Consider the following 22,303-nt stretch of genomic DNA (forward strand, 5'->3'; position numbering starts at 1 on the left):
GTTATAAATCAATGTTTGGAATATAAATTACATTTTTCACCCATTTGAGCTGGCGTAGGTACTCCAGCGTGATGGGCCGCAGGCCAGAGTCCATTTCTATGAACTGGCGGGCCAACTCGTTCTTGCCTTTGCGGGACACGTTCATAGTGGCAATGTTGCAGTCATCATGGGCAATCACGCTGGCAATGAAGGCAATGCTACCGGTTACGTCATCGGCGTCCAGGATGAGCGTGTGCAGATTGGCAGAGAAGTTGGAAGGAAATCCGTCTACCTCCACAATGCTGATGACCCCGCCGCCTCGGCTCTGGCCAATCACCTCGGCCGTTCTTCCGTCTGCCGCAGTTAAGTTGAGCTTAATGGTGTTGGGGTGCATGGTAGAGGCGTTGCCCACAGATTTAAAGGTGTAGTGCAAGCCGTTTTCTTTGGCGTGGTCAAAGGCCTCTTTAATGCGGGTATCATCCGTCTTATAATCCAATAGACCCGCTACAATGGCTCTGTCACTGCCGTGGCCCTCATAAGTGCGGGCGAAGGAGTTGTAGAACGTGATGACCGCTGAGGTAGGCTTGGCTCCTAAAATACGAATGGCCGCGCGGGCAATGCGCACCACTCCCGCCGTATGCGAACTGGACGGACCAATCATGACCGGACCAATCATATCAAAAATGCTGCTTTTCTCTGCCATAGTAAGTCTTCTTCCTAAACCAAAGGTATAAAATCTGTTCGCCTATTGGCAGAGAGTATCTTATTTTTTAGATATATCTCTGTGGCCAGAGTTATTTTTTGGCCGGCAGATGCGATAGAAATTGGCAATACTGACAATTGTCACCTCCACTCCCACTTTCTTTTATTTACTTTGTCGCAGGTTTTCATTGAATCTTACACTCTTTCTGAAAAATATATGGCAGATCCTATCTTTAAGCCTGAGGTGTTAGAAATGCTAAGCAGGCTGGAGCAGAAATACCAACCCCTGGGCCAGGACCTGGCCTCTTACCTGGAGGGCTTGCTGTATTCAGACTTTCTCAACTACTGGGACTACATTCACCTGGACACCCTGCTGAGCCTGCAGAACCCCAGAACCAAAATCCCCGATGAGGAGATCTTCATCATGTACCACCAGATCACCGAGCTGTATTTCAAGCTCTGCCTGCATGAGTACACCCAGATTGGCCAGGACCCTGCGCCCACCGCCGCCATGCTCACCATGCGCGTGGGCCGCATCAACCGGTATTTTGAAAACCTCATCAATTCTTTTGAGGTGATGGTAGACGGCATGGACCAGAAAGAATTCCTCAAGTTTAGGATGGCGCTCATGCCGGCCAGTGGTTTCCAGAGCGTGCAGTACCGCATGATAGAGATCAGCTCCACGGACTTGCGCAACCTCACCGACAAAGCCCGCCGCGAGGCCCTGGGCCTGCAGACTACCCATGAGGAAATGTTTGGCTGCATCTACTGGAAAGAAGGTGCCACAGAAGCTGCCACTGGTGCCAAGACGCTCACCCTCCTGCAATTTGAGGACAAGTATTCTGAGCAGCTAATTGCCCATGCCCGCGAGTACCAGCACAAAAACATACTTTCTGTGTTCAAGCGCCTGTCTACAGAAGAGCAACAAAACGAAAAACTGATTAGCCACCTCAAGGAACTGGACAGCAACGTGAACGTGAACTGGCCGCTCATGCACTACAAATCTGCCGTGCGCTACTTGCAACGCGACCCAGACGTAATTGCGGCCACCGGCGGCACCAACTGGCAAAAGTATTTGCCTCCCAAATTCCAGAAGCGCATCTTCTACCCTAATCTCTGGACCCAGGAAGAAATGGACAACTGGGGCAAAGGCTGGGTCAACAGCATCATTGGCGAAGTAGATTAAATTTGGAGATTTGAAGATTTGGAAATTTGAAGATGTGCTATCTTCTGTCTGTGATGGAAGGTTTTGCATTGAGTAAGTAGCTCCCGCCCTTGTTGCGTGTTATCATCAACAAGAGCAATGCCGCTTCAAATTCTCTACGCTCATTTCCATTTAAAATAAGCTCATCGGCTTTACCTAAACTTGAAATTCGTTTTTGGCCTGTTTTCTGGGAAAGAGGCTAAAAACGAATTTTCTTTTTGTGCCGTCTGTTATGCTGGCTGCCGTATCTTTGCGGTAAAAATGCGGCTATAAAAAGCACCGTTTACAGATAACACTTTAAGGCTAACTACCTTACCTGTATTTATGAAGAAAGAACTTGACGTGGTCCTGGCCCCAGAGGTGGCCTATGATCCTGCCCTCCTGAACCAGGAACTGTTGCAACTGGCCGGTCTTACCCCAGAAGAACCATCGGCGTACATCCATAAAATTAAGCGCTCCATTGACGCCCGTGGCCGCCAGGTACAGGTAAAAGTAAGAGCAGATGTGTATGCCCAGGCCCCCGATGTATCTCAACTCATTCCCACCCATCCCTACCCAGAATTAAAGCCAGACGCCAAGCGGGTTCTGATAGTTGGTGCCGGTTCGGCGGGTTTGTTTGCGGCTTTGCGGTGTGTACAGCTGGGATTGAAACCGGTGGTCTTGGAAAGAGGCAAAGACGTGCGCGCCCGAAGACGTGATTTGGCGGCCATCAACAAAGACCACGTTGTCAACCCAGACTCTAATTATTGTTTTGGAGAAGGCGGGGCGGGAACCTACTCAGACGGCAAGCTGTACACAAGGTCCAAAAAACGGGGAGATGTGCAGCGCATCCTACAAATTCTAGTGCAGCACGGCGCCACCCAGGATATTCTCTTTGACGCCCATCCGCATATTGGCACCAACAAACTTCCCATTTTGATTTCTCAGATTCGGGAAACCATTCTCCAGGCCGGCGGCGAAATCCATTTTGACACCCGCGTCACAGACTTTATAGTGGAAGGCAAACAGATGCGGGGTGTGCACACGGCCACCGGTCAAACCTTTGAAGGCGAGGCCGTGATTCTGGCCACCGGCCACTCGGCCCGTGATATTTACGAACTGCTGCACGCCAAAAACATTCTCATTGAGGCCAAGCCGTTTGCCATGGGCGTGCGCGTGGAGCATCAGCAGAGTTTGATAGACGGCATCCAGTACCACTGCAATGGTGACCGCGGAAACTATTTACCGGCAGCCAGTTATGCCTTGGTGCAACAGGTAGATTACAAGGGACAGCAGCGCGGCGTTTTCTCGTTTTGCATGTGCCCTGGCGGGTTCATCGTGCCTTCGGCTACCGCTCCCGGCGAGGTGGTGGTGAACGGCATGTCGCCTAGCCGCCGCGATTCTAAGTTTGCCAACTCGGGTATTGTAGTGGCCATAAACCTGGAAGACATGGACCTGAAAAACCACGGTGCCTTGGCGGGCCTCAGGTTACAGCAAATCATGGAACAAAGAGCCTGTGCCGTGGCGGGTGGAACCCAGGTGGCGCCGGCCCAACGCCTGCAGGACTTCGTGAAAGGAAAAGTTTCTTCTTCTTTGTTAGAGACTTCTTACCAACCCGGTTTGGCCAGTGTAGACATGCTGGACGTTTTGCCTCCTATGATTGGACAGCGGTTGCGGGGTGGTTTTCAGGAGTTCGGGTACAAGATGCGGGGCTACCTCACCAATGAAGCGCAGATTGTGGGCGTTGAGAGCAGGACTTCCTCGCCGGTACGCATTCCTAGAGATAAAGAAACATTGCAGCATCCGCAGATTCAGAACCTGTTCCCGTGTGCCGAAGGTGCGGGGTATGCCGGGGGCATTGTGTCTGCCGCCATGGACGGGGAACGCTGCGCCGAGCAGGTGGCCTTGCTCATTCAACGCTAACCCAAGGTGCCGTAAGCAAGTATAAGCTCATAGGTCGTTTTTGACCTGTTTTCTGGAAAATAACCGAAAAACGATGAAAAAGACAGTTGTAATAGGCGCTTCAGATAATCCGTCTAGGTTCAGTTACCGGGCGGTGCACCAGCTAAAGAACTATGGTCATGAGGTTGTGCCCGTGGGCATCAGAAAAGGCGAAGTGGCGGGTTTGCCCATCTCCTTGGACAAGCCCTCAGTAGACGAAGTAGACACCGTGACCATGTACGTGGGGCCGCAGAACCAGCCCAGTTGGTATGACTATATTCTCTCCCTCAAACCCAAGCGCATCATCTTTAATCCGGGCACCGAGAATTATGAATTTGAAAAAAAGGCGCAGGAGCAGAACATAGAAACCCTGCACGCCTGTACGCTGGTCATGCTCTCCGTCGGAAATTACTAAGCAAAGTATTTGCTGCCAAGGCAGGGTATTTATTCAAGAGGTCGTTTTTAGGTTGTTTTAGAGAAAACAGCCTAAAAACGACCTCTTCCATTTTACAGGCTTCAAGAAAGCCAACCACTCAAAAGGAAGAGAGTTAAGATTTTATCCTGCGGATTGGGAAAATTAGGTATCCAATCCTCCCCTTTCACCTTTAATATGATTCCGGGCATTTTTCCTTTTTGCGAAAAGACTACTTCTTCAACTTCGGGAAGACGTTTCACTTGCAGGTGGCTGCAAAAGAAAAGCAGAAGTAAAAACTACTTAAAAAGTAGGCCTACTTCTGCTTCTAAACTTTAAGGTTGTTTTTGGCTTGTTTTCCAGGAAATACGCCAAAAACGACCTTCTTTTTTTAACCTGGTTTATTTCTTGTCCTCTACAGGCAGGCCGCCTTCTTTAAGCTGATTGAACGCGCCTACGTTGTAGACTTTGGTAAAGCCTGCATCCAGCATGAGTTTGGCGGCTTGGCCGCTTCGGTTGCCAGAGGCGCAATACAGGTAGTAAGTCTTGTCCTTGTCCCAGCCCGCGAAGTCCTTGGCAAACTGCCCGCCTCTAAAATCTGAGAGCAGCGCTGCCTGCAAGTGGCCGGCGGCAAATTCTTCTGGCGTACGCACGTCTACCACCACGCCTTTTTCTTTCTGGGCTAAGGTTTTAAACTGCGAAGGTGACAGTTGTTCAGGCGATTTCTGTTGTGCGCATGCTCCTAAGAACGTCATGCTGAGGGCTAACATAAGTACAAGCGTTTTCATCATTTCTATAGTGGATTAAGGTACAAATCATGAGCAATTGCTAATTTAGCTAATAATTGGACAAAGGCAGTGGGTTAGCTTGTTGCTCTTGCTCATTGAAGTGAAAACAAGGACGGCTGCGTAAAAGGTCAATTATTTTTTAAACATCGTAAAAGCTTAAAATAGAGTAGATTATATTTTGCGCTATTCCCCTGCCCAAAGTTTTTACGATTTTTCTCCTCCTGTAGGCAACCTGAACGCAGGGTGCTGCATCTTACCATCAAACAGCCACAGCAACTATCGCTTAAAATTTTACCATCGTGAACGAAAAAGATCTGGTTAAGGCACTGCAGACCGGCGATGCAAAAGCCCAGCGCTTCTTGTACGAACGCTACGGCGGCCCCATGATGGGTGTCTGTCTGCGGTATCTCAAGAACGAAATGGACGCAGAGGAGGTCTTGATCAACGGGTTCATGAAAGTGTACCATAACGTGAACAGGTTTGAAGAAAAGGGAAGTTTTGAAGGCTGGGTAAGACGCATCATGGTCAATGAGGCGCTGCAGTACCTGAGAAAGAAAGAACCTCTGCACCTGGCCATTGAGAAGGAGCACATTCACCTGGCCTCTGAAGATGCCACCCCAGACAGTGACATGTCTGCCGAGGAGATGATGGAGATGCTGCATGACCTGCCGGCCGGCTATAGAGCGGTCTTCAACTTGTACGCCATTGAAGGCTACTCGCACAAAGAGATTGGGGAGATGCTCAACATTAGTGAAGGCACCTCCAAGTCACAGTTAAGCAAAGCCAGAGCCATGCTGCAACGCATGCTGGCAGAACAAGGAATCACGATTGATATCTAACCCATACAGATATGAGCGCAGAAGATTTAGACAAACTGTTTAGAGACAAACTCCAGAACAGACCCGTTACCCCCGGCAATGACGTCTGGGAGCGTATGCAGGCCCGCATGCAGCCACCGGTGCAGCAAGAAGAAAAGAAACCGGTCATGTGGTACTGGTCAGCCGCCGCGGCGGTGGTGCTTTTGATCACGGTGAGCATCTGGATGCTGAGACCCGGCCAGCAAATCAACCAGGGTACTGCTCCCATGGCCAAAGCAGAAACCGCCGCACCGGCAAAAGCAGATGACGCCCCGGCGCCCGGCAATGAAAAAGTAGATAAAGAAATAATTGAAAATTTTTCTACTCCTCAGGCAACCGGATCTCAAGCTCTTGCATCTATCCAAACAGAAGGCCAAACGGCCAGCCAGAGAAAAGCCAACAGCACCTCTGCTCCCGCTCCTTCTAGAAAGACAGAAAGAACCAAATCAACGGTAGAAAAGATGAAAACAGAAGCAGCGCCCCTGAAGCTAAGCACACCAGAGCCAGAAATGCTAGCCCAGGCCTCTACTCCTGCCACCAACGCTACTTCTTCTTCCACCGCCAGTGCTGAGCCCATGGAGATTATTGTGAAGCTGGATAATTCTGTAGCCCAGCCCACCAAGTTGGCACAAACCAATCCAGAGCCGGCAGAAGACAAAGATTACAACAACGGCCGCAGCACCGGTAAAGTGGTGAAAGGCATTTTTAAGCAAGTAAAGAATTTAACCCAGGGTGAAAAAATCGACCTCAAAGAACTAGGCCTCAAACACACCTACGCCCTGGAAACCCAAATAGGAAACAAAAAGATATCTAAAACCATCACTCTCTAAAGTCCAATTACTATGAAACGTATGTACGCCCTGCTACCGGCCATCATGATGGCTGCCGCAATCGCTTTGCCTTCTCGCGCCGAATCAAAAGTGGCTTTGCAGCCTGCCGCGCAAGATACTTTGATCATGAAGCTTAAAAACAACTCCCAGGTGCTGGTGGTGGTGAAAGACCTGAAGGATCTGAAAAGTATAAAAAACATGAACCTTGATTCTTTGGTGAGCCTGCTGGACAAGCACACTACTGAGATAGAGAGAGCCGGCGCTGCCGCCAATGAAAAGCCCGTAACCATTACCGTAGACGGAGATTCTGGCAACGGCACCGAAGAGATCAACATCACCATCTCTCAAGACAGCAAAGAAGGCCGCCAGGTCATCAAGAAGGAAATCAAAAACGTGAAGATAGACGTGAGCGTGGACGGTGATGAAGACGAGTCTACCCTGAAAGTGAACGTGGGCAAAGATGACGACGATGATGACGACGACGACGAAAAAGAAAAACCGCGCAACCCTAAACACGGCTATGATTTCCAGATAGACCTGGGCGTTAGCACCTGGGCCAACAAAGAAATGCTGCCGGGTTCTGGAGAAAGTGTGCAGCTGAGAACCTTTGGGTCACGGTATGTAAGCCTCAACTCTAAATGGATGAACCGTCTGGGCAATGAAAACAGCCCGCTCCGTTTACACACTGGCATTACCTTAGACTTCCACAACTATATGTTTGATGACAACACCATGATGGTGAACAACGGAGAGCGCGTAGCCTTTGTACGACCAAATGACATGTCACTGGACAAGAGCAAACTGGCCACTTCTACGCTTACCATTCCGGTTGAACTAGGCTTAGACTTCAGAGACAACCGCGGCAAGTCTAACTTCAGGATTGGGGCCGGTGGATTTGTAGGCTACATGGTTGGCAGCCATACCAAACTTAAATACTCTCAAGACGGAGACACTGAGAAAACCAAAGTGAAAGACGATTTCTACCTCAATGATTTCCAATACGGTCTTTCTGGTTTCATTGGCATCAGAAGCCTGGAATTCTTCGCCAAATATAACCTGAGCGAACTATTTGAAGACGGCAAAGGCCCGCAAGCCAACGCCCTGGCGGTGGGTATCAGAATCATGAAGTTCTAAGGTTACTTAAGACACAAGATTTTAAATGTTGGAATGTAAAAAAGGGAGCTCATGGCTCCCTTTTTTATTGATGCACTTTATTGGTGTTATGGCATATCGTTTTTGGCCTCTTTTCCAGAAAATAACCCAAAAACGGAGGTATAGTGAATCGTCTTGTGGCTTGCGTCTATTAAATATTTCGGTAGAAGTTGTCCAGGAGAATGGCGGTGGCGGTGCCCACGTTCAAGGATTCTGCGCCGCCGCGGCCGGGAATGGTCAGGGGTTGGGTCACCATTTCCATGATTTCTGGCCGTATGCCGTGTGCCTCATTGCCCATGATCAAAACGCCCCCTGGTTTCAAATGAAGGCGATGCACGTTCTGGCCTTGCAAAGCGGCGCCGTACACAGGGGCGTTTTTTGGCCTTTTTTCCAGAAACTCGGGTAAACTAACGTAATGAGGTGTAACTCTGGTGAAAGAGCCCATGGTGGCATTGATCACCTTCTGGTTGTAAAAGTCAGCAGATGTTTCTGAAAGCACAATGGACGTGAGGCCGTACCAGTCCGCAATGCGGATGATGGTGCCCAGGTTGCCGGGGTCGCGTACATCGTCTAACGCTAAAACCAGTTCCTGCTCGTTCCACTGGAAAGGCTGGGCGGATTTCATCTTGGCTATGGCCAGGGCGGCGTTGTTGCTTTCCAGGCTTCCGGCCTTGGCCAGCTCTTCTTCACTGGTTTGCACTACCAGAGAACCTTTTTTGAGAAGAGCGGTATGCTTCTGGAGAAATTTGTCGGTGGCAAAAACGGCTTCTATGTCAAAATCAGATTGCAGCAGTTCTACCACGCTCTTTTCGCCTTCTACCGTGAACGCTTGGTGAAGCCCTCTATATTTCTTTATTTGCAGTGACCTAATGTACTTCAAGTTCCCTTTCGAAATCATATCCTGTCTACGTTTGAAGCTACGATGTTACGTAATCGGGGCGGCATTCACAATGCTGTGCCTATTGGCGGGCTGCTCTCCTACCCGGCACCTGGCTGAAAATGAGAAGCTGCTGCGCCGTATCAAGCTGGAAGGCGTCAAGCAGAACGACAAGGCCGCCATTGCCTCTTTGTACCGCCAGAAGCCCAACCGGCGCGTGCTGGGCATTCCTTTGTACCTGCACCTCTACTACTTAGGCAAGAAGTTCTACAACCCAGACCGCATCCAGCGCGAGATGGAAGAAGAAACCACCGACTTTAACCGTAAGATTGCCCGCGCCGGCAGTGACTCTGTGCACGTAGACAAATTAATTGAGCGCAAAGAGAACAAGCTGGCCAAACTCCAGAACAAAATGGAGAACGGCAACTGGATGATGCGCACCGTGGGCGAACCGCCCGCCATTTTTGACTCTCTGCTGCTGGTAGAATCCGTGGACCAGGTGAAGCTGTATCTCAACTCCAAAGGCTTTTTCCGGAGCGAGGTGACGGCCAGCAAAGAAGAGAAAGACAAAAAAGTATATGTGACCCTGCACATTGACGAGGACGAACCCTTCAAGATTGTGCAACACAGCTATGCCATTCCAGACACCGCCGTGCTGGCCCTGGTAAAATCCTCCCAGGCCAATAGCTTCATCAAACTGCAGCAGAATTTTGAGGAGTCTGTGCTTACCCAGGAACGAAGTAGAATGGAGGGCCTGCTTAAGAACAACGGGTACTATGATTTCAGGCAGCAGTACGTCACGTTTGAGGCAGACACCAGCTATGAGGCCTACAGCGTACGTCTGGTCACGCAGGTGGCTAACCCTACAGACAGTACCGTGCACAAAGTGTACACCATCAACAAAGTATCTTTTATATCTGATGCCGGCACAACGCGCTTCGGTCGTAAGCGGGACACGCTTTTGCTCAACAACGTATATTACCTGGCGTACAGACAGCGGTTTTCTCCCAAGATTCTGGACCGAAAAGTCATCATTCGGCCGGGGCAGAAATACTCCAATGCCAACACTTTGGCCAACCAGCAGCTCTTGTCCAGTCTGGACATGTTCAAGTACACCACCATTAACTACACCAAGCTAGAAGACAGCGTCCAGACCCAAAACAAGCAGGCCCTGTTGGATGCTACCATCAATACCTCACCGCTGCCTAGGTTCCAGGAGACTACGGAATTGGGTGCCACCTTTACGGAACGCGTACCGGGTCCATATACCAGTTTGCGTTTCAGGATCAGGAACATCTTTGGCGGGGCCGAACTCTTTGACATTGGCGTACGGGCCGGCGTAGAGGGACAGCTGCAGATCAGCGATGGTACCGTGGGCCGTAGAACTGAGATTGGTACTGATTTGGGCATTACTTTCCCTCAGTTTCTGGTGCCCTTCAATACCAACAGTATTCTGGTCAGCTACAACCCCAGGACTAGGGTGAGCACCGGCTACACCTACGTTGACCGCAATGAGTACACGCGCACCAATTTCAACGTGTCTCTGGATTACATCTGGCAGAAAAAGAACGTGCACCAGTTCAGCTTCTCGCCGATAGACCTCAACATCATCAGCGTTCCCAGAATAGAGCCCACCTTCCGGGACAATCTGGTGAGCTTAGAAGCCCAGGGCTATCCCCTTTTGCAGAGTTTCAATGATGCTTTCGTATCATCCATCCACTTCACCAGCCTGTATAACACCGCCAATTACAACCAGACCAATGATGCCAAGCTGGTGCGTTTGTTTGTGGAGTCGGGCGGATTTTTGGGTCAATACCTGGCCAAAAGCTTTAAAAGCCTGAACACCTACAAGTTCATGAAGGGCAGCTTTGATTACCGGCGTTACCACCCGCTGGGCAAAAACATGATGTTTGTGTACCGCGGCAATGTGGGACTGGCCAAGCCGATGGGAGGATCACAAATTCTGCCCTATGATAAGTTTTTCTTCGCGGGCGGACCGTCCAGCGTGCGGGCCTGGCTGCCTAGACGTCTGGGGCCTGGTTCCAGCGCTAGTATCAACGTCAGCGGAAACTCGGTGAACTATGACTTTGAAAAGCCAGGTGAGATTCTGATTGAGTTGAATTCTGAATACCGGTTCCGGATGTTCCGTTTTGGTACCACCTCAGTGAACGGCGCGGTCTTTTTGGATGCGGGTAACGTTTGGCTGTTCAAGGAAGGCGCCACTACCCCGGGTTCCATCAACGGTGACCCAGAACCCGACATCATCAGCCAGCCCGGCGCTAAGTTTGAGTTCAACCGCTTTTACCAGGAACTGGCCGTGGGCACAGGCTTTGGTGTACGTTTTGACTTTGGGTTTGCCATCCTGCGCTTTGACATTGCCACCAAAGTCCATGACCCCGCCCGCGCCAAGGGAGACCGCTTTGTACTTGGTGACTTCAACCCCAACAAAGTCATCGGCAACAGTAACCAGACCACTTTTAACTTGGGCATTGGCTATCCGTTTTAGGAGCGTTATTCGTTGTCAGGGGGAATGGATTGTTTTTGTTGAATGCTGATTGCTGATTGTTGTAAACTACTTAGTCGGTTAATAGCGAAATAGAAGAAGCCGTTTTTAGCCCGTTTTCTGGAAAACAGGCCAAAAACGGCTTCTTACTTGGCACCCACCTTATCGTAGGTTTTTGAGTGGTCTTCTGGTTGAAATCTTAATTTGAATAACAATCAACAACCCCGAATAACGAATAACCTACAACGAATCTAGTAATCTAACAGGTCCTGCAAAGAAGCAAGTACTTTGTCTGCGTTGGGAAGCATCATTTTCTCCAGTTCCACATTGAGAGGAATAGCAGGAAGGTTTTCGGCGCCTAAGGTGAACACGGGGGCGTCTAGGCGTTGGAAGCATTCTCTGGAGATGCGGCCTGCCAAAGACTCGGCGAAGGAGTTCATCAAAGGTTCTTCCGTTAATACCAACACTTTGCCATGAAGTTCCACAGAGGCTACCACGGTTTCCCAGTCCAGCGGGTTCAAGGTGCGCAAATCCACAATTTCTACTGACCCAGACAATTCTTTGCTGGCGGCTTTTGCCCAGTAAACACCCATACCGTAGGTAATAACCGTCACAGTGGTACCGTTGCGCAGTTGTTCTGGGCTGGCTTGTTGGACTACGTTGGCTTTGCCCAATGGTAAGATATAGTCAGCGTCTGGTTCAAAGGTTTTGGCGTCCTCGGTGCCCGGTACTTTTGACCAATACAGGCCTTTGTGCTCCAGCATCACCACGGGATTCGGGTCCAGGAAGGCGGCTTTCATCAAGCCTTTCATGTCAGCGGCGTTGCTTGGGTACACCACTTTAATGCCCCGGATGTTCAAGAGCGTAGACTCAATGCTGCCTGAGTGGTATGGTCCGCCCCCGCCATACGCACCAATAGGAACGCGAATCAAGGACTGTATAGGGAATTTGCCCATGCTCAGGTAACAGCTTTTAGAGAGTTCCTCCACCAACTGGTTGATGCCCGGCCAGATATAATCCGCGAACTGTATCTCCACAATCGGCTTGGCCCCCACCGCAGACATGCCTGCCGTAGACCCAACGATGTAGGCTTCTTGGATAGGCGTGTTGAACACACGGTTATCGCCGTATTTTTTGGCCAGCAAGGCAGCCTCCCTAAACACGCCACCTAGTTCACCGCCCACATCCTGGCCATAAAACAAAGCCTCTGGGTACTGCTTTAAAATATCATCTACGGCATGCAGGGCGGCATCTACCATGGTCGTTTTCTCAGCGCCCGCCGGATTTCTGTTGCCTTTTTCTTCAATGATGGGCGTTGGGGCGAACTCATGCAGGTTGAACGTGGCTGGGTCTGGGTTGGCAGCAGCCAGGGCTTGCTCATATTGGGCCTGCACTTCTTGCTCCACCTCTTGCACCATCTGCTCTAAGTCTGCTTCGGTGTAGCCAATTTCCAGTAACAAATTGCCCAGTTTTGGAAGCGGGTCCTGGAGGGAATGTTGGTTTAGGTTATCGCCGCGGTACCATTCTCTTCTTACCCCCGAAGTATGGTGACCCAGCAAAGGACATTTGGCGTGCACCAACACCGGGCGGCGCTCAGTGCGCACAATTCTGAACGCCTCTTCCATGCCCAGGTAAGAGTCTACAAAGTCAGATCCGTCTACGCGCAGTCGCTCCATTCCTTTGAACCCGGCGGCATACTCGTATGCGTCCATGGCGCGCATTTCTTCACCAGTCGCCGAGATGCCCCAATCGTTGTCCTGCACCAGGTAAATGATGGGCAGCTTCTTCAAGACCGCCATTTGGAACGCCTCGGCCACTTCGCCTTCGGTCACTGAACCATCGCCTAAGGAACAAAGCGCTACTCTGCCTTCTTCCACATTCTCCAGGCCTTGTGATTCTAAGTAAGCCAGCGCGTGGGCCATGCCCGTTGCCGGGATGGCCTGCATGCCCGTAGCCGAACTTTGGTGAGGAATAACCGGAAACCCCTCGCGGCGCAAGGACGGGTGTCCGTAATAGGTGCGGCCGCCGCTGAACGGGTCGTCGCGCTTGGCCATGAGTTGCAGCATGAGCTCATAGGGCTGCAAGCCCAGGCCTAGTAAAATAGACTCGTCTCTATAATAAACTGACAGGAAATCTCTGGGAGTTAAATGACAGGCAGTAGCCAATTGAATGGCCTCATGACCCCTAGAAGTGCTATGCACGTACTTACTACAGATGGCTTTATTTTCTTCATACAAGTGAGCCATGGTTTTGGCCGTGAGCATGAGTTTGTAAGCGTTTACCAGAATCTGTTGATCAACCTTCACAGAAAAATCTACCGGGGTGGGCTCCATAAGCTAACATTTGTTTGCCTACCAAAGTACGAAATATAGCACAGATAAGAAAATAGCCGGCAGCCGGATTCGGGGAAGAATGGATTATAGGCTACTTTTGTGAAAACACGTTAAAAACGCGACCGACCTATCTCGATGAAAGAAGAAATACAGAAATGGTTTAAGAATTTTCAGGAGCGGCTGTGCCAGAGCCTGGAGGAGTGTGACGGTATTGCCAAGTTCCAGGAGGACGTCTGGGACAGACCAGGTGGTGGCGGCGGTGCTGCAAGAGTCATCCAGAATGGTGCCGTGTTTGAGAAAGGCGGCGTCAACTTCTCAGCGGTAGAAGGTGTGTTGCATGAAAGAGCCGCAAAAGCTTTGTTGATGCCAGATCCGCACTTTTTTGCCACAGGTGTTTCAGTGGTCATTCACCCGGAGAACCCGCACGTGCCCATCACGCACATGAACGTGCGGTACTTTGAGGCGGGCAACGGCGAGGCCTGGTTTGGCGGCGGCATTGACCTCACACCCATCTATGTGTATGAAGACCAGGGTAAATTCTTTCATCAGCAGCTTAAAGATACCTGTGACCGTTTTCAAGCCAGCTACTATCCAGAATTCAAGCAGTGGGCCGATGACTATTTTTACATTCCGCACCGCGAAGAAACCCGCGGCATTGGAGGCATCTTCTTTGACCGCCTAACGCCAAAGGAAAATATTTCCCTTGAGGACCGTTTTGCCTTTGTGCAGGCCGTGGCAGATACGTTTGCGCCTACCTATACCCAGATTGTGAACTTCAACCGAGACAAGCCTTACAGTCCCCAGGAAAAAGAATGGCAGCTGATCAGGCGCGGCCGCTACGCCGAGTTCAACCTGGTCAATGACCGTGGCACCAAGTTCGGGCTGGAGACGAACGGCCGCACCGAGTCCATCTTGATGAGCCTTCCTCCCCTTGCCAGTTGGCACTACAGCCACGCTCCGGCCGTGGGTACCCCAGAGGCCAAGTCACTGGCCTGCTTTACCAAAGGAATTGACTGGGTGAACTTGCATACCGCCCATGGATAAGCTTAAATCACTGGACCAGGCGCTTTTCCTGGAGCTGAACGGCCGGCATTCCCCGTTTTGGGATACCATCATGACCATGGTGTCCAACAAGTATGTGTGGTTTCCGTTTTACGCCATGCTGATCATCTTACTGATCTATTTTTATAGAAGGAAAGGGGCTTTAATGGTGCTGTCACTGGCCGCCAGTGTGGGTTTGGCAGATTTTGTGTCTTCTGGCATCTTCAAGCCATTTTTTGAGAGACTGCGCCCGTGTCATGAGGCTGTGATTGGCGCCACTGTGCATGTGGTAGACGGGTGCGGCGGGCGTTACGGATTTGTATCTTCGCACGCGGCCAACTCTTTTGCCATTGTGGTGTTTTTGTGCCTCATCTTGCCCGGTAGACATTTGTGGCTAAAGATAGCCTTGCTGGTCTGGGCCTTCTTGATTTCCTATAGCCGTATTTACCTGGGCGTGCATTACCCCGGAGACATTACCGTAGGCGCAGCCATTGGCATATTCACGGGTTGGCTGGGCGTGTACGTGTACAAACTGCTCACGCAGCGCTACCCTTTCTGGACGGCGTAAAATACACCTACTCACATTATGATACCGTTTTTGGCCTGTTTTCTGGAAAACAGGCCAAAAACGGTTCTTTTATTTTTGCAGCAGACGCGCCACGTATTTACCAATGATGTCAAACTCCAGGTTCACCTTGTCGCCGGGTTTTACTTTGCCCAGATTGGTATGCTCATAGGTGTACGGAATGATGGCCACAGAGAAGAAGTCTGCTCCAGACTCTACCACCGTCAAGCTGATGCCGTTGATGCAGATAGAGCCTTTCTCTACGGTTACATTGCCAGCCGCTTGTGGAAAATAGGTAAACCTGAACAGCCAGCTGCCCTGCTGGTCAATCACTTCTTTACAAACGCCAATCTGGTCCACGTGCCCCTGCACAATATGTCCGTCAAAGCGACTGTGCGCCAAGAGACAACGCTCCAGGTTCACCGTGTCCCCCACTTTCCAATCACCCAGGTTGGTGCGTGAAAGCGTCTCATCTATGGCCGTGACCGTGTAGGTATTGCCTTCAATGTTGACCACCGTTAAACACACGCCATTATGCGCCACGCTCTGGTCAATCTTCAATTCTTGGGTGAAAGGACACGTCAAGGTGAAATGCCGGTTGCTCTGGTCGTCTTGGATGGCAACCACCTGCCCCAATGCTTCTATTATGCCGGTGAACATATTTAAGATTTGAAAATGTGAAGATGAGGAGATTTGAAGATGGTCATTTCCAAATCTTCACATTTTCAAATCTCCAAATAAATTTACTTTCCTCTTCCCTGTACGATAATTTTGATGGTGTAGAGCATCACCCTGAAGTCCATGGCCAGGGACATGTTTTCAATGTAGAGGATGTCATATTTTAGGCGGCGCACCATTTCCTGCACGTTTTGGGCATACCCGAATTTAACCTGGCCCAAAGAAGTGATGCCGGGACGTACGCGTTGCAAGTGGCGGTAGTGAGGCGCTTCTTTTGTGATGAGGTCAATGAAGAATTGGCGCTCTGGGCGCGGCCCCACCAGGCTCATGTCGCCTTTTAGAACGTTGTAGAACTGAGGCAATTCATCTAATCTGATTTTTCGCATGAACCGGCCAAACTTGGTCACTCTGGGATCCAGGTCAGAAGAAAGGGCGGGTCCCATTTTTTCGGCGTCCAGGAACATACTCCTAAACTTGTAAATCTTGAAGGGCTTGCCGTGCCAGCCAATGCGCTCCTGGGCAAAGAACACCGGGCCCGGCGAGGAAAGTTTTACCAGCAAGGCCACGATGGCATACACCGGCAAAAAGCATATCAGAACTACCAATGAGACGCCTAAATCAATCACGCGCTTGAGAATTTGTTGCCAAACCGGCATGATCTCCTGCTTCACCTCTATCAAAGGCGTCCCGAACAAATGATTGACTTTCACAGAACCCAACAGAATCTGGTATACGTCTGGCAAAATACTAATCCGCACCATCTCTCCTTCCAGAGAACTCAGGATCTGCTCAATTAATTTATGCTCTGAAGGCTCAATGGCGATGACCACCTCTTCAATGTCATATTTCTGAATTAGGTCGGGCAGTTCATGGAAGCCGCCCAGACAGGTTACCTGCTCGGGAAAGGCGTGCCCGTTGGAGGCATCACTCTGCACGAAACCCACCACTTTCAAGCCCAAATGCCAGTTGTGGTACTGGAGTTCATTGTAAACTTCGCGGGCGTTGGTGCTGGAGCCTACCACCAGCGTGTTGAAATATATCTCGCCCTCGGCCACCAGCACTTTTAAATGCTTGAGCGCGATGAGCTTGAAGGTGGCGGCCACGAAGAAGTGAATGAGGAAGTAGGTGGCAATGGTCTTGTAGTATACCTCGCCCCTGGAAATGGCTGGGTCTTCCAGCAGAAACGCGATGAAGATAGCCACGCCGCCGCAGAAAGAGAAGGTGGCCAGATGAATCACCTCCTTGAACCTGGACTGCCTAAACACGTTGCGGTACCTGCCCAGCAGCGCGTACAGCACCACCCAAATAGAGCCTATGATAAAAGAGCGTTCCAGCAAAAACCAGGTAGATCCTTCTGCGGCATCTTGAAGGACATAGCTTCTGGAAAGGTAGAAGATGATCCAAGCCAGGAACGCCGCCAGAAAATCAGCAAAGACTAATTTGTACGTGTGCAGTGATCTGTTGAGGTGCATTCTGGAGTGGCGGCGGTTCGGGTTTTGAAGAATTATCAATAAGAACCCACAAAGCTAACAGCAAAAACGTATTAAAGAGTAGTAATTTTTGAAAGCGGGTTGCGGGTGTTTTACTAATTTAGCAATTCATAGGCGAAAAAAGCCTTGCTTCTGGTTTAAAAGTACACATGCATGTTGATGGATAGTTACCGGCACAAAGGAATGCGCAAGAGTCTGGTGCGCACCGTACAGGAAAAGGGAATTAAAGATCAACGCGTCTTGCAAGCCCTGGAACAAGTGCCACGCCATTACTTTTTTGAAAAGGCCTTTCTAGAACAAGCGTACCAGGACAAAGCCTTTCCTATTGGCGAGGGCCAGACCATTTCGCAGCCTTACACGGTGGCCTACCAGACCGAACTGCTCCAAGTCAACTCGAAAGACAAGGTGCTGGAGATTGGCACCGGTTCTGGCTATCAGTGCAGCATTCTGTTGCAACTCACGCCCCACGTGTACACCATTGAATACAATGAACCGCTGTACCACAAGGCGCAGAAACAGTTTGAGCTCATGGGTTTAAAACCGCATGCCTTTCTGGGAGACGGCTCTGAAGGACTTCCAAAGCACGCCCCTTTTAATAAGATACTGGTGACTGCCGGTGCTCCGGTCATCCCGAAGGCCTTAATCACCCAGCTCACCATTGGCGGCATGCTAGTGATTCCGGTAGGTGATGCAGACACCCAGAAGATGATGAGAATCACCCGCCTGGGGCCCGAGGACTTCACCAAAGAGGAGTTTGACAACTTTAAGTTTGTGCCTTTGCTGGGCAAGCAGGGCTGGCAGTAATCTTTCTTGTTTCTGGATTAAAATTACTGGGTGCCATTCAAGGCAGGCGCGTATCTTTGCGCCAGAATAAATAGCCTTTGTATGCGCAAGCAAAAATTTGTCAAAGAATCTTACGTACGCATGACCGAGCTGGTCCTGCCCAATGATACCAACACGCTGCACAACTTAATGGGTGGCCGCATGATGCACTGGATGGACATTGTCTCTGCCATTGCCGCGCAAAAACACTCCAACCGCATTGTAGTAACCGCCTCTGTAGACAACGTTTCGTTTAGAGAAAGCATCAGGCTGGGGAACGTGATCACGCTGGAGGCGCAGGTGACCAGAGCCTTCAGTTCTTCCATGGAAGTGCACATTACCGTGTGGGCCGAGGATATTCCTTCAGGCACCAAAGTAAAGTCAAACGAGGCTTATTTCACGTTTGTGGCAGTAGACCAGAGCGGCAATCCCATTGACGTGCCAGAAGCCGTGCCGGAAACCGATGACGAAAAAGAGAAATACGCCGGAGCCTTGCGTCGGCGCCAGCTGCGCCTGATCTTGGGTGGCCGCATGAAACCAGACGATGCTACAGAGTTGAAGTCACTCTTTGAGTTATAATTCGTTTTTGCCCTATCTCCTGTAAAACTGCCAAAAAACGCATGACTGGCCAACCCCTTGAACCCGCATTTCTGCAAGAGCTTTTTAAGCAGGACACCCTGTACCTGGTACAGGAAGAATCTACTATGGAAGTAGCGCCGCAGGTGGTGGTAGACGTACCGGTAGCTCCAACAACTTCGCAAAAGGCTGCCTCCACTCCTGCCATGCCAAAGGTAGAACCCGCAACCGCTGCTCCTGCTCCTGTGGCGACGCCAGCAGAAATGGCATGGTTTGGCGAGGCTGTGAAAGGGACTTATTTGTTGGTTGCCGTTTCACCGGAAGAGTTTGCCCAACTACCGCAGCATTTGTTCTTAAGTAAAGTATTGGCAGCCGTAGGCTTGGCCACCAACCAGGTAAAGTTTGGCAACTTCCTGACGGAAAATATTCAGAATATAAAAAACCTGGCCAAGGAGCAGCAGGCCAAGCAGATTCTATTATTTGGCGAAACTCTGCCCGTAGAAAACCTCCTGAAGCTGGAAGCCTACAAAATGTACAAGGCCGAGGAAACCCGTTTTGTGCGCGTTGATAGTCTGACCCAGATTGAAACCAACACCGAGTTGAAAAAGAAACTCTGGGACGTGTTGCAGAAAATATTCCTGCAATAGTAGATAGGCTTAAATTACAAAACACAAGACAAATGACTTTAGATTTGTTCTACCGGTAATCCAGCATCTTTAACAGGTGAAAAGTAATGAAAAAGCCCCTGATGAATATTCATCAGGGGCTTTTCGTTGAGGTGGTTTTTGGCTTGTTTTCAGGAAAAGAGGCCAAAAACGGTACGTCTTATTTTAAAAGCGAAGCCAGTTTTTCTTCCAAGGCCGGGCCTCTCAGGTTCTTGGCAATAATACGGCCTTCTTTGTCTAGCAAGATGGTCTGCGGAATGGCGGTGATGCCATACAAAGCAGCGGCGGCGCTTTCCCAACCCTTTAGGTCTGACACATGCGGCCAGGTCAGTTTGTCCGTTTCAATGGCCTTTAACCATTTGGCGCGGTCCTGGTCTAAGCTCACCCCAAAGATTTCGAAGCCTTTGTCTTTATAGATGTTGTACATGCGTACCACGTTTGGGTTTTCCTTGCGGCAAGGTCCGCACCAGCTGGCCCAGAAATCAATCAACACATACTTTCCACGCAAAGAGGATAAGGCAACCTCAGGTCCAGAAGGTGAAGCCAGCTTGATGTCTGGGGCCACGCTGCCAATGGCGGTGGTGCGCATGCCTGAAAGCCGCTCTTCCAGGGATTTGGTGTACCGTGAGTTAGGCAGTTTTTCTTTGAACACGGCGTTCATGCTGTCTACAAACGGGAATTCCTCTTCCAGATTCAAGATATTGGTGGCCGCGTACACAGAAACCACAGATCCTGGGTTGGACTTGATCATCTGCTTCAGCTTTTCCTGGCTGGACTTCTGCACGGTTAAGAATTCCTGCTGGATTTTGGCCATCTCAGCTTCCTGGCCTGCGTTGGCAGCTACCTGATAGCGTTGGTTTAAGGCATTGATTCCTTCCTGCGAACCTTGCATGATGGTGTTCAACTGCTGTATCAACTCAGAATCTGGCGATCCGGTTACTTTGTAGGTGGTGGCTACTTGGCCGGAGTCTGCGGTGACTTCAATTTTCTTGTTGTCTACCACCAGCATGATACCTTCCTTGTTCTCAAAGCCCAGTTTATAAATAGCCGGCTCATTTACAGAGCCTTCCATTACAAAGGTGCCGTCCTGCTTAATTTCGGCGGTGTCTTTAGGCGTGAACGACTGCTCTCCCAGCTCGTCTAAATAGACTTTGCCGGTGGTCATATTGTTGATCTTACCCGAGATGCGGTAGCTGTTGTCTGTGTCAACGGCCGTCACGCCTTTCTTTTGGCAGGCACCAAAGACCAGCAAAGAGGCCGTGGCGAATATGAGTTGCTTCTTCATAGTGTACTTTAGGTATGCTTACTTATCCAGACTCTCCTTCAATAACTTATTGGCTATCTTAGGATCTGCTTTTCCCTTGGTCTGCTTCATCAAATCACCCATGAACATGCCCAGTAAGGAAGCCTTGCCAGCCTTGTACTCTGCTACTTTGGCCGGGTTGGCCGCTAGGATTCCATCAATGATGGCTTGCAACGCACCGGCATCAGATTCCTGTACCAGGTTCTGCTCAGATGCTATCTGCTGAGCGGTTTTGCCAGGGTTCTCCAATAAATACGGGAAAATCTGCTTGGCCGCTACGGTGTGGCTCACTTTGTTGCTGTCTACCAATTCAATCAGGCCGGCAATCTGCTCTGGGGTTAACGGGAAAGCAGACATGTCCAGCGCGAGCTCATTCAAGTAGGACTTCACAGGACCAGTTACCCAATTGGCCGCCGCCTTATAGTTCTTGGTGTGTTGGCAGAGTGCGTCAAAGTAAAGGGCAATCTGTTTGTTGTCTACCAACACGTTGGCATCATAGTCAGAAAGACCGTACTGCTGCGTGAACCTTGTATACAATTCCTGCGGAAGTGCGGGCATGCTTTCCATTACAGAATTCAACCACTCATCTGAGATGGTCACTGGCGGAAGGTCTGGCTCCGGGAAGTAACGGTAATCGTTCATGGTTTCCTTGGAGCGCATGCCAGTAGTGGTGCCGGTGTTGGCGTCAAAGTTTCTGGTCTGCGAATCAATGGTACCGCCGTTCTCCAGAATCTCAATCTGACGATCAATCTCAAACTCAATGGCGCGCTGCACATTCCGGAAGGAGTTCATGTTTTTTACCTCCACCTTGGTGCCCCACTTGTCTGCGCCTTTCTTCATCACAGAAATGTTGGCATCGCATCTTAGCGAACCTTCTTCCATGTTGCCGTCGCAAATCTCCAGGTACTGTACTAGCTTCTTGATTTGGGTCAAGTAGGCATAGGCTTCCTCAGAGTCCCTGATGTCTGGTTCAGACACAATCTCAATCAAAGGCGTACCGGCACGGTTCAAGTCTACCAAGGTCTCGGTCTCTCCAGCCAAGTGCATAGACTTACCCGCATCTTCTTCCATGTGAATACGCGTGATGCCAATGCGCTTATCGCCACCGTCTTTGGTTTTAATGTCCATGTGCCCTTTGGTGCAGATAGGCCCTTTGTCCTGAGTAATCTGGTAGCCTTTGGGAAGGTCTGGATAGAAGTAATTCTTACGAGCGTACACATTGTTACGCTCAATCTCACAGTTAGTGGCAACGCCCATCTTCATGGCCATCTCCACTACTTTTTTGTTCACGCGCGGCAAGGTACCTGGGTGACCCAAAGTAATTACGCTCAAGTTGGTGTTAGGCAGCATGCCGTACTCAGTAGAGTCAGCTGAATACGCTTTGCTTTCAGTCAGCAACTGGGCGTGCACCTCTAAACCAATGATAGCCTGATACTGGGAACGGATGTCTTCGTTCATGTTTTTTCTATGTAGCACGCATTACGCAAACCACGCAACACGCTTTTTGTTTTTGGTCTACTTTTTAGAAAACAGCCAAAAAACGGCTTATGTTTCCTCTGTTAATTTAATGTCTGATTCTCCTTCAATGAAGCTATCGTTTTTGGCC

At 50.1% G+C, this 22,303-nt stretch carries 20 protein-coding genes; 12 read left to right on the forward strand and 8 right to left on the reverse strand.

Annotation, left to right across the window (positions count from 1 at the left end; genetic code table 11):
- Position 1: 1 nt before the first annotated feature.
- Positions 2-682 (reverse strand): L-serine ammonia-lyase, iron-sulfur-dependent subunit beta, encoded by a 681-nt coding sequence (gene sdaAB / locus GU926_RS02610; protein ID WP_160688738.1) that lies wholly within the window; start codon positions 680-682, stop codon positions 2-4.
- Between the two features lie 216 nt (positions 683-898).
- Between sdaAB and GU926_RS02615 the strand changes: the two genes are divergently transcribed.
- From GU926_RS02615 to GU926_RS02625, 3 genes are all read left to right on the forward strand, one after another.
- Positions 899-1,867, forward strand: coding sequence for a tryptophan 2,3-dioxygenase family protein (locus tag GU926_RS02615; protein ID WP_160688740.1), 969 nt, complete (start codon positions 899-901; stop codon positions 1,865-1,867).
- 342 nt (positions 1,868-2,209) lie between these two features.
- Complete coding sequence (locus GU926_RS02620; protein ID WP_160688742.1) at positions 2,210-3,787, forward strand: NAD(P)/FAD-dependent oxidoreductase; 1,578 nt, start codon at positions 2,210-2,212, stop codon at positions 3,785-3,787.
- Positions 3,788-3,860: 73 nt separating this feature from the next.
- Positions 3,861-4,220 (forward strand): CoA-binding protein, encoded by a 360-nt coding sequence (locus tag GU926_RS02625; protein ID WP_160688744.1) that lies wholly within the window; start codon positions 3,861-3,863, stop codon positions 4,218-4,220.
- 398 nt (positions 4,221-4,618) lie between these two features.
- Here GU926_RS02625 and GU926_RS02630 read toward each other — a convergent pair whose 3' ends face one another.
- Positions 4,619-4,987, reverse strand: coding sequence for a rhodanese-like domain-containing protein (locus tag GU926_RS02630; RefSeq protein WP_232058409.1), 369 nt, complete (start codon positions 4,985-4,987; stop codon positions 4,619-4,621).
- 317 nt (positions 4,988-5,304) lie between these two features.
- Between GU926_RS02630 and GU926_RS02635 the strand changes: the two genes are divergently transcribed.
- The 3 genes from GU926_RS02635 to GU926_RS02645 are packed head-to-tail and all read left to right on the forward strand — an operon-like array spanning position 5,305 to position 7,826.
- Complete coding sequence (locus tag GU926_RS02635) at positions 5,305-5,844, forward strand: RNA polymerase sigma factor (protein WP_160688746.1); 540 nt, start codon at positions 5,305-5,307, stop codon at positions 5,842-5,844.
- A gap of 11 nt (positions 5,845-5,855) precedes the next feature.
- On the forward strand, positions 5,856-6,692 hold the full coding sequence (locus GU926_RS02640) for a hypothetical protein (protein WP_160688748.1): 837 nt from the start codon (positions 5,856-5,858) through the stop codon (positions 6,690-6,692).
- Positions 6,693-6,704: 12 nt separating this feature from the next.
- Positions 6,705-7,826 carry an outer membrane beta-barrel protein gene (locus tag GU926_RS02645; protein ID WP_160688750.1) on the forward strand — a complete coding sequence of 374 codons (1,122 nt, stop codon included), beginning with the start codon at positions 6,705-6,707 and terminating at the stop codon, positions 7,824-7,826.
- A 169-nt stretch (positions 7,827-7,995) separates the two neighbouring features.
- Here the strand turns inward: GU926_RS02645 and GU926_RS02650 are convergent, their stop codons facing one another.
- Positions 7,996-8,742: a TrmH family RNA methyltransferase gene (locus tag GU926_RS02650; protein ID WP_160688752.1), complete on the reverse strand. Its 747-nt coding sequence runs from the start codon at positions 8,740-8,742 to the stop codon at positions 7,996-7,998.
- A 52-nt stretch (positions 8,743-8,794) separates the two neighbouring features.
- Here GU926_RS02650 and tamL point away from each other — a divergent pair, with 52 nt between their 5' ends.
- Positions 8,795-11,227, forward strand: a complete 2,433-nt coding sequence (tamL, locus tag GU926_RS02655) for a translocation and assembly module lipoprotein TamL (RefSeq protein ID WP_160688754.1) — start codon at positions 8,795-8,797, stop codon at positions 11,225-11,227.
- A 248-nt stretch (positions 11,228-11,475) separates the two neighbouring features.
- Here tamL and GU926_RS02660 read toward each other — a convergent pair whose 3' ends face one another.
- Positions 11,476-13,557, reverse strand: a complete 2,082-nt coding sequence (locus GU926_RS02660) for an alpha-ketoacid dehydrogenase subunit alpha/beta (RefSeq protein ID WP_160688756.1) — start codon at positions 13,555-13,557, stop codon at positions 11,476-11,478.
- A 135-nt stretch (positions 13,558-13,692) separates the two neighbouring features.
- Between GU926_RS02660 and hemF the strand changes: the two genes are divergently transcribed.
- The gene (hemF, locus tag GU926_RS02665) at positions 13,693-14,601 is read left to right on the forward strand and encodes an oxygen-dependent coproporphyrinogen oxidase (RefSeq protein ID WP_160688758.1); all 909 of its coding nucleotides are present in this window, start codon (positions 13,693-13,695) and stop codon (positions 14,599-14,601) included.
- Positions 14,594-15,166, forward strand: a complete 573-nt coding sequence (locus GU926_RS02670; RefSeq protein ID WP_160688760.1) for a phosphatase PAP2 family protein — start codon at positions 14,594-14,596, stop codon at positions 15,164-15,166. The genes hemF and GU926_RS02670 overlap by 8 nt, the downstream gene beginning before the upstream one ends.
- Positions 15,167-15,235: 69 nt before the next feature.
- On the opposite strand, the gene GU926_RS02675 is transcribed toward GU926_RS02670, so the two are convergent.
- Both GU926_RS02675 and GU926_RS02680 read right to left on the reverse strand, forming a co-directional pair.
- Positions 15,236-15,823, reverse strand: a complete 588-nt coding sequence (locus GU926_RS02675) for a riboflavin synthase (RefSeq protein WP_160688762.1) — start codon at positions 15,821-15,823, stop codon at positions 15,236-15,238.
- A gap of 83 nt (positions 15,824-15,906) precedes the next feature.
- Entirely contained in the window at positions 15,907-17,313 is a 1,407-nt protein-coding gene (locus GU926_RS02680) for a sugar transferase (protein WP_160688764.1), read from the reverse strand.
- 171 nt (positions 17,314-17,484) lie between these two features.
- Between GU926_RS02680 and GU926_RS02685 the strand changes: the two genes are divergently transcribed.
- The 3 genes from GU926_RS02685 to GU926_RS02695 all read left to right on the forward strand — a co-directional run bounded on the left by GU926_RS02685 (position 17,485) and on the right by GU926_RS02695 (position 19,376).
- Entirely contained in the window at positions 17,485-18,135 is a 651-nt protein-coding gene (locus GU926_RS02685; RefSeq protein ID WP_160688766.1) for a protein-L-isoaspartate(D-aspartate) O-methyltransferase, read from the forward strand.
- A gap of 81 nt (positions 18,136-18,216) precedes the next feature.
- Positions 18,217-18,732 (forward strand): acyl-CoA thioesterase, encoded by a 516-nt coding sequence (locus tag GU926_RS02690; RefSeq protein ID WP_160688768.1) that lies wholly within the window; start codon positions 18,217-18,219, stop codon positions 18,730-18,732.
- Between the two features lie 41 nt (positions 18,733-18,773).
- Positions 18,774-19,376, forward strand: a complete 603-nt coding sequence (locus GU926_RS02695; RefSeq protein WP_160688770.1) for a hypothetical protein — start codon at positions 18,774-18,776, stop codon at positions 19,374-19,376.
- Between the two features lie 178 nt (positions 19,377-19,554).
- On the opposite strand, the gene GU926_RS02700 is transcribed toward GU926_RS02695, so the two are convergent.
- Both GU926_RS02700 and gatB read right to left on the reverse strand, forming a co-directional pair.
- Entirely contained in the window at positions 19,555-20,679 is a 1,125-nt protein-coding gene (locus tag GU926_RS02700; protein ID WP_160688772.1) for a TlpA disulfide reductase family protein, read from the reverse strand.
- A gap of 18 nt (positions 20,680-20,697) precedes the next feature.
- Positions 20,698-22,155, reverse strand: a complete 1,458-nt coding sequence (gatB, locus tag GU926_RS02705) for an Asp-tRNA(Asn)/Glu-tRNA(Gln) amidotransferase subunit GatB (protein ID WP_160688774.1) — start codon at positions 22,153-22,155, stop codon at positions 20,698-20,700.
- Positions 22,156-22,303: the final 148 nt, after the last annotated feature.

Source organism: Nibribacter ruber, assembly GCF_009913235.1.
Classification (GTDB): domain Bacteria; phylum Bacteroidota; class Bacteroidia; order Cytophagales; family Hymenobacteraceae; genus Nibribacter; species Nibribacter ruber.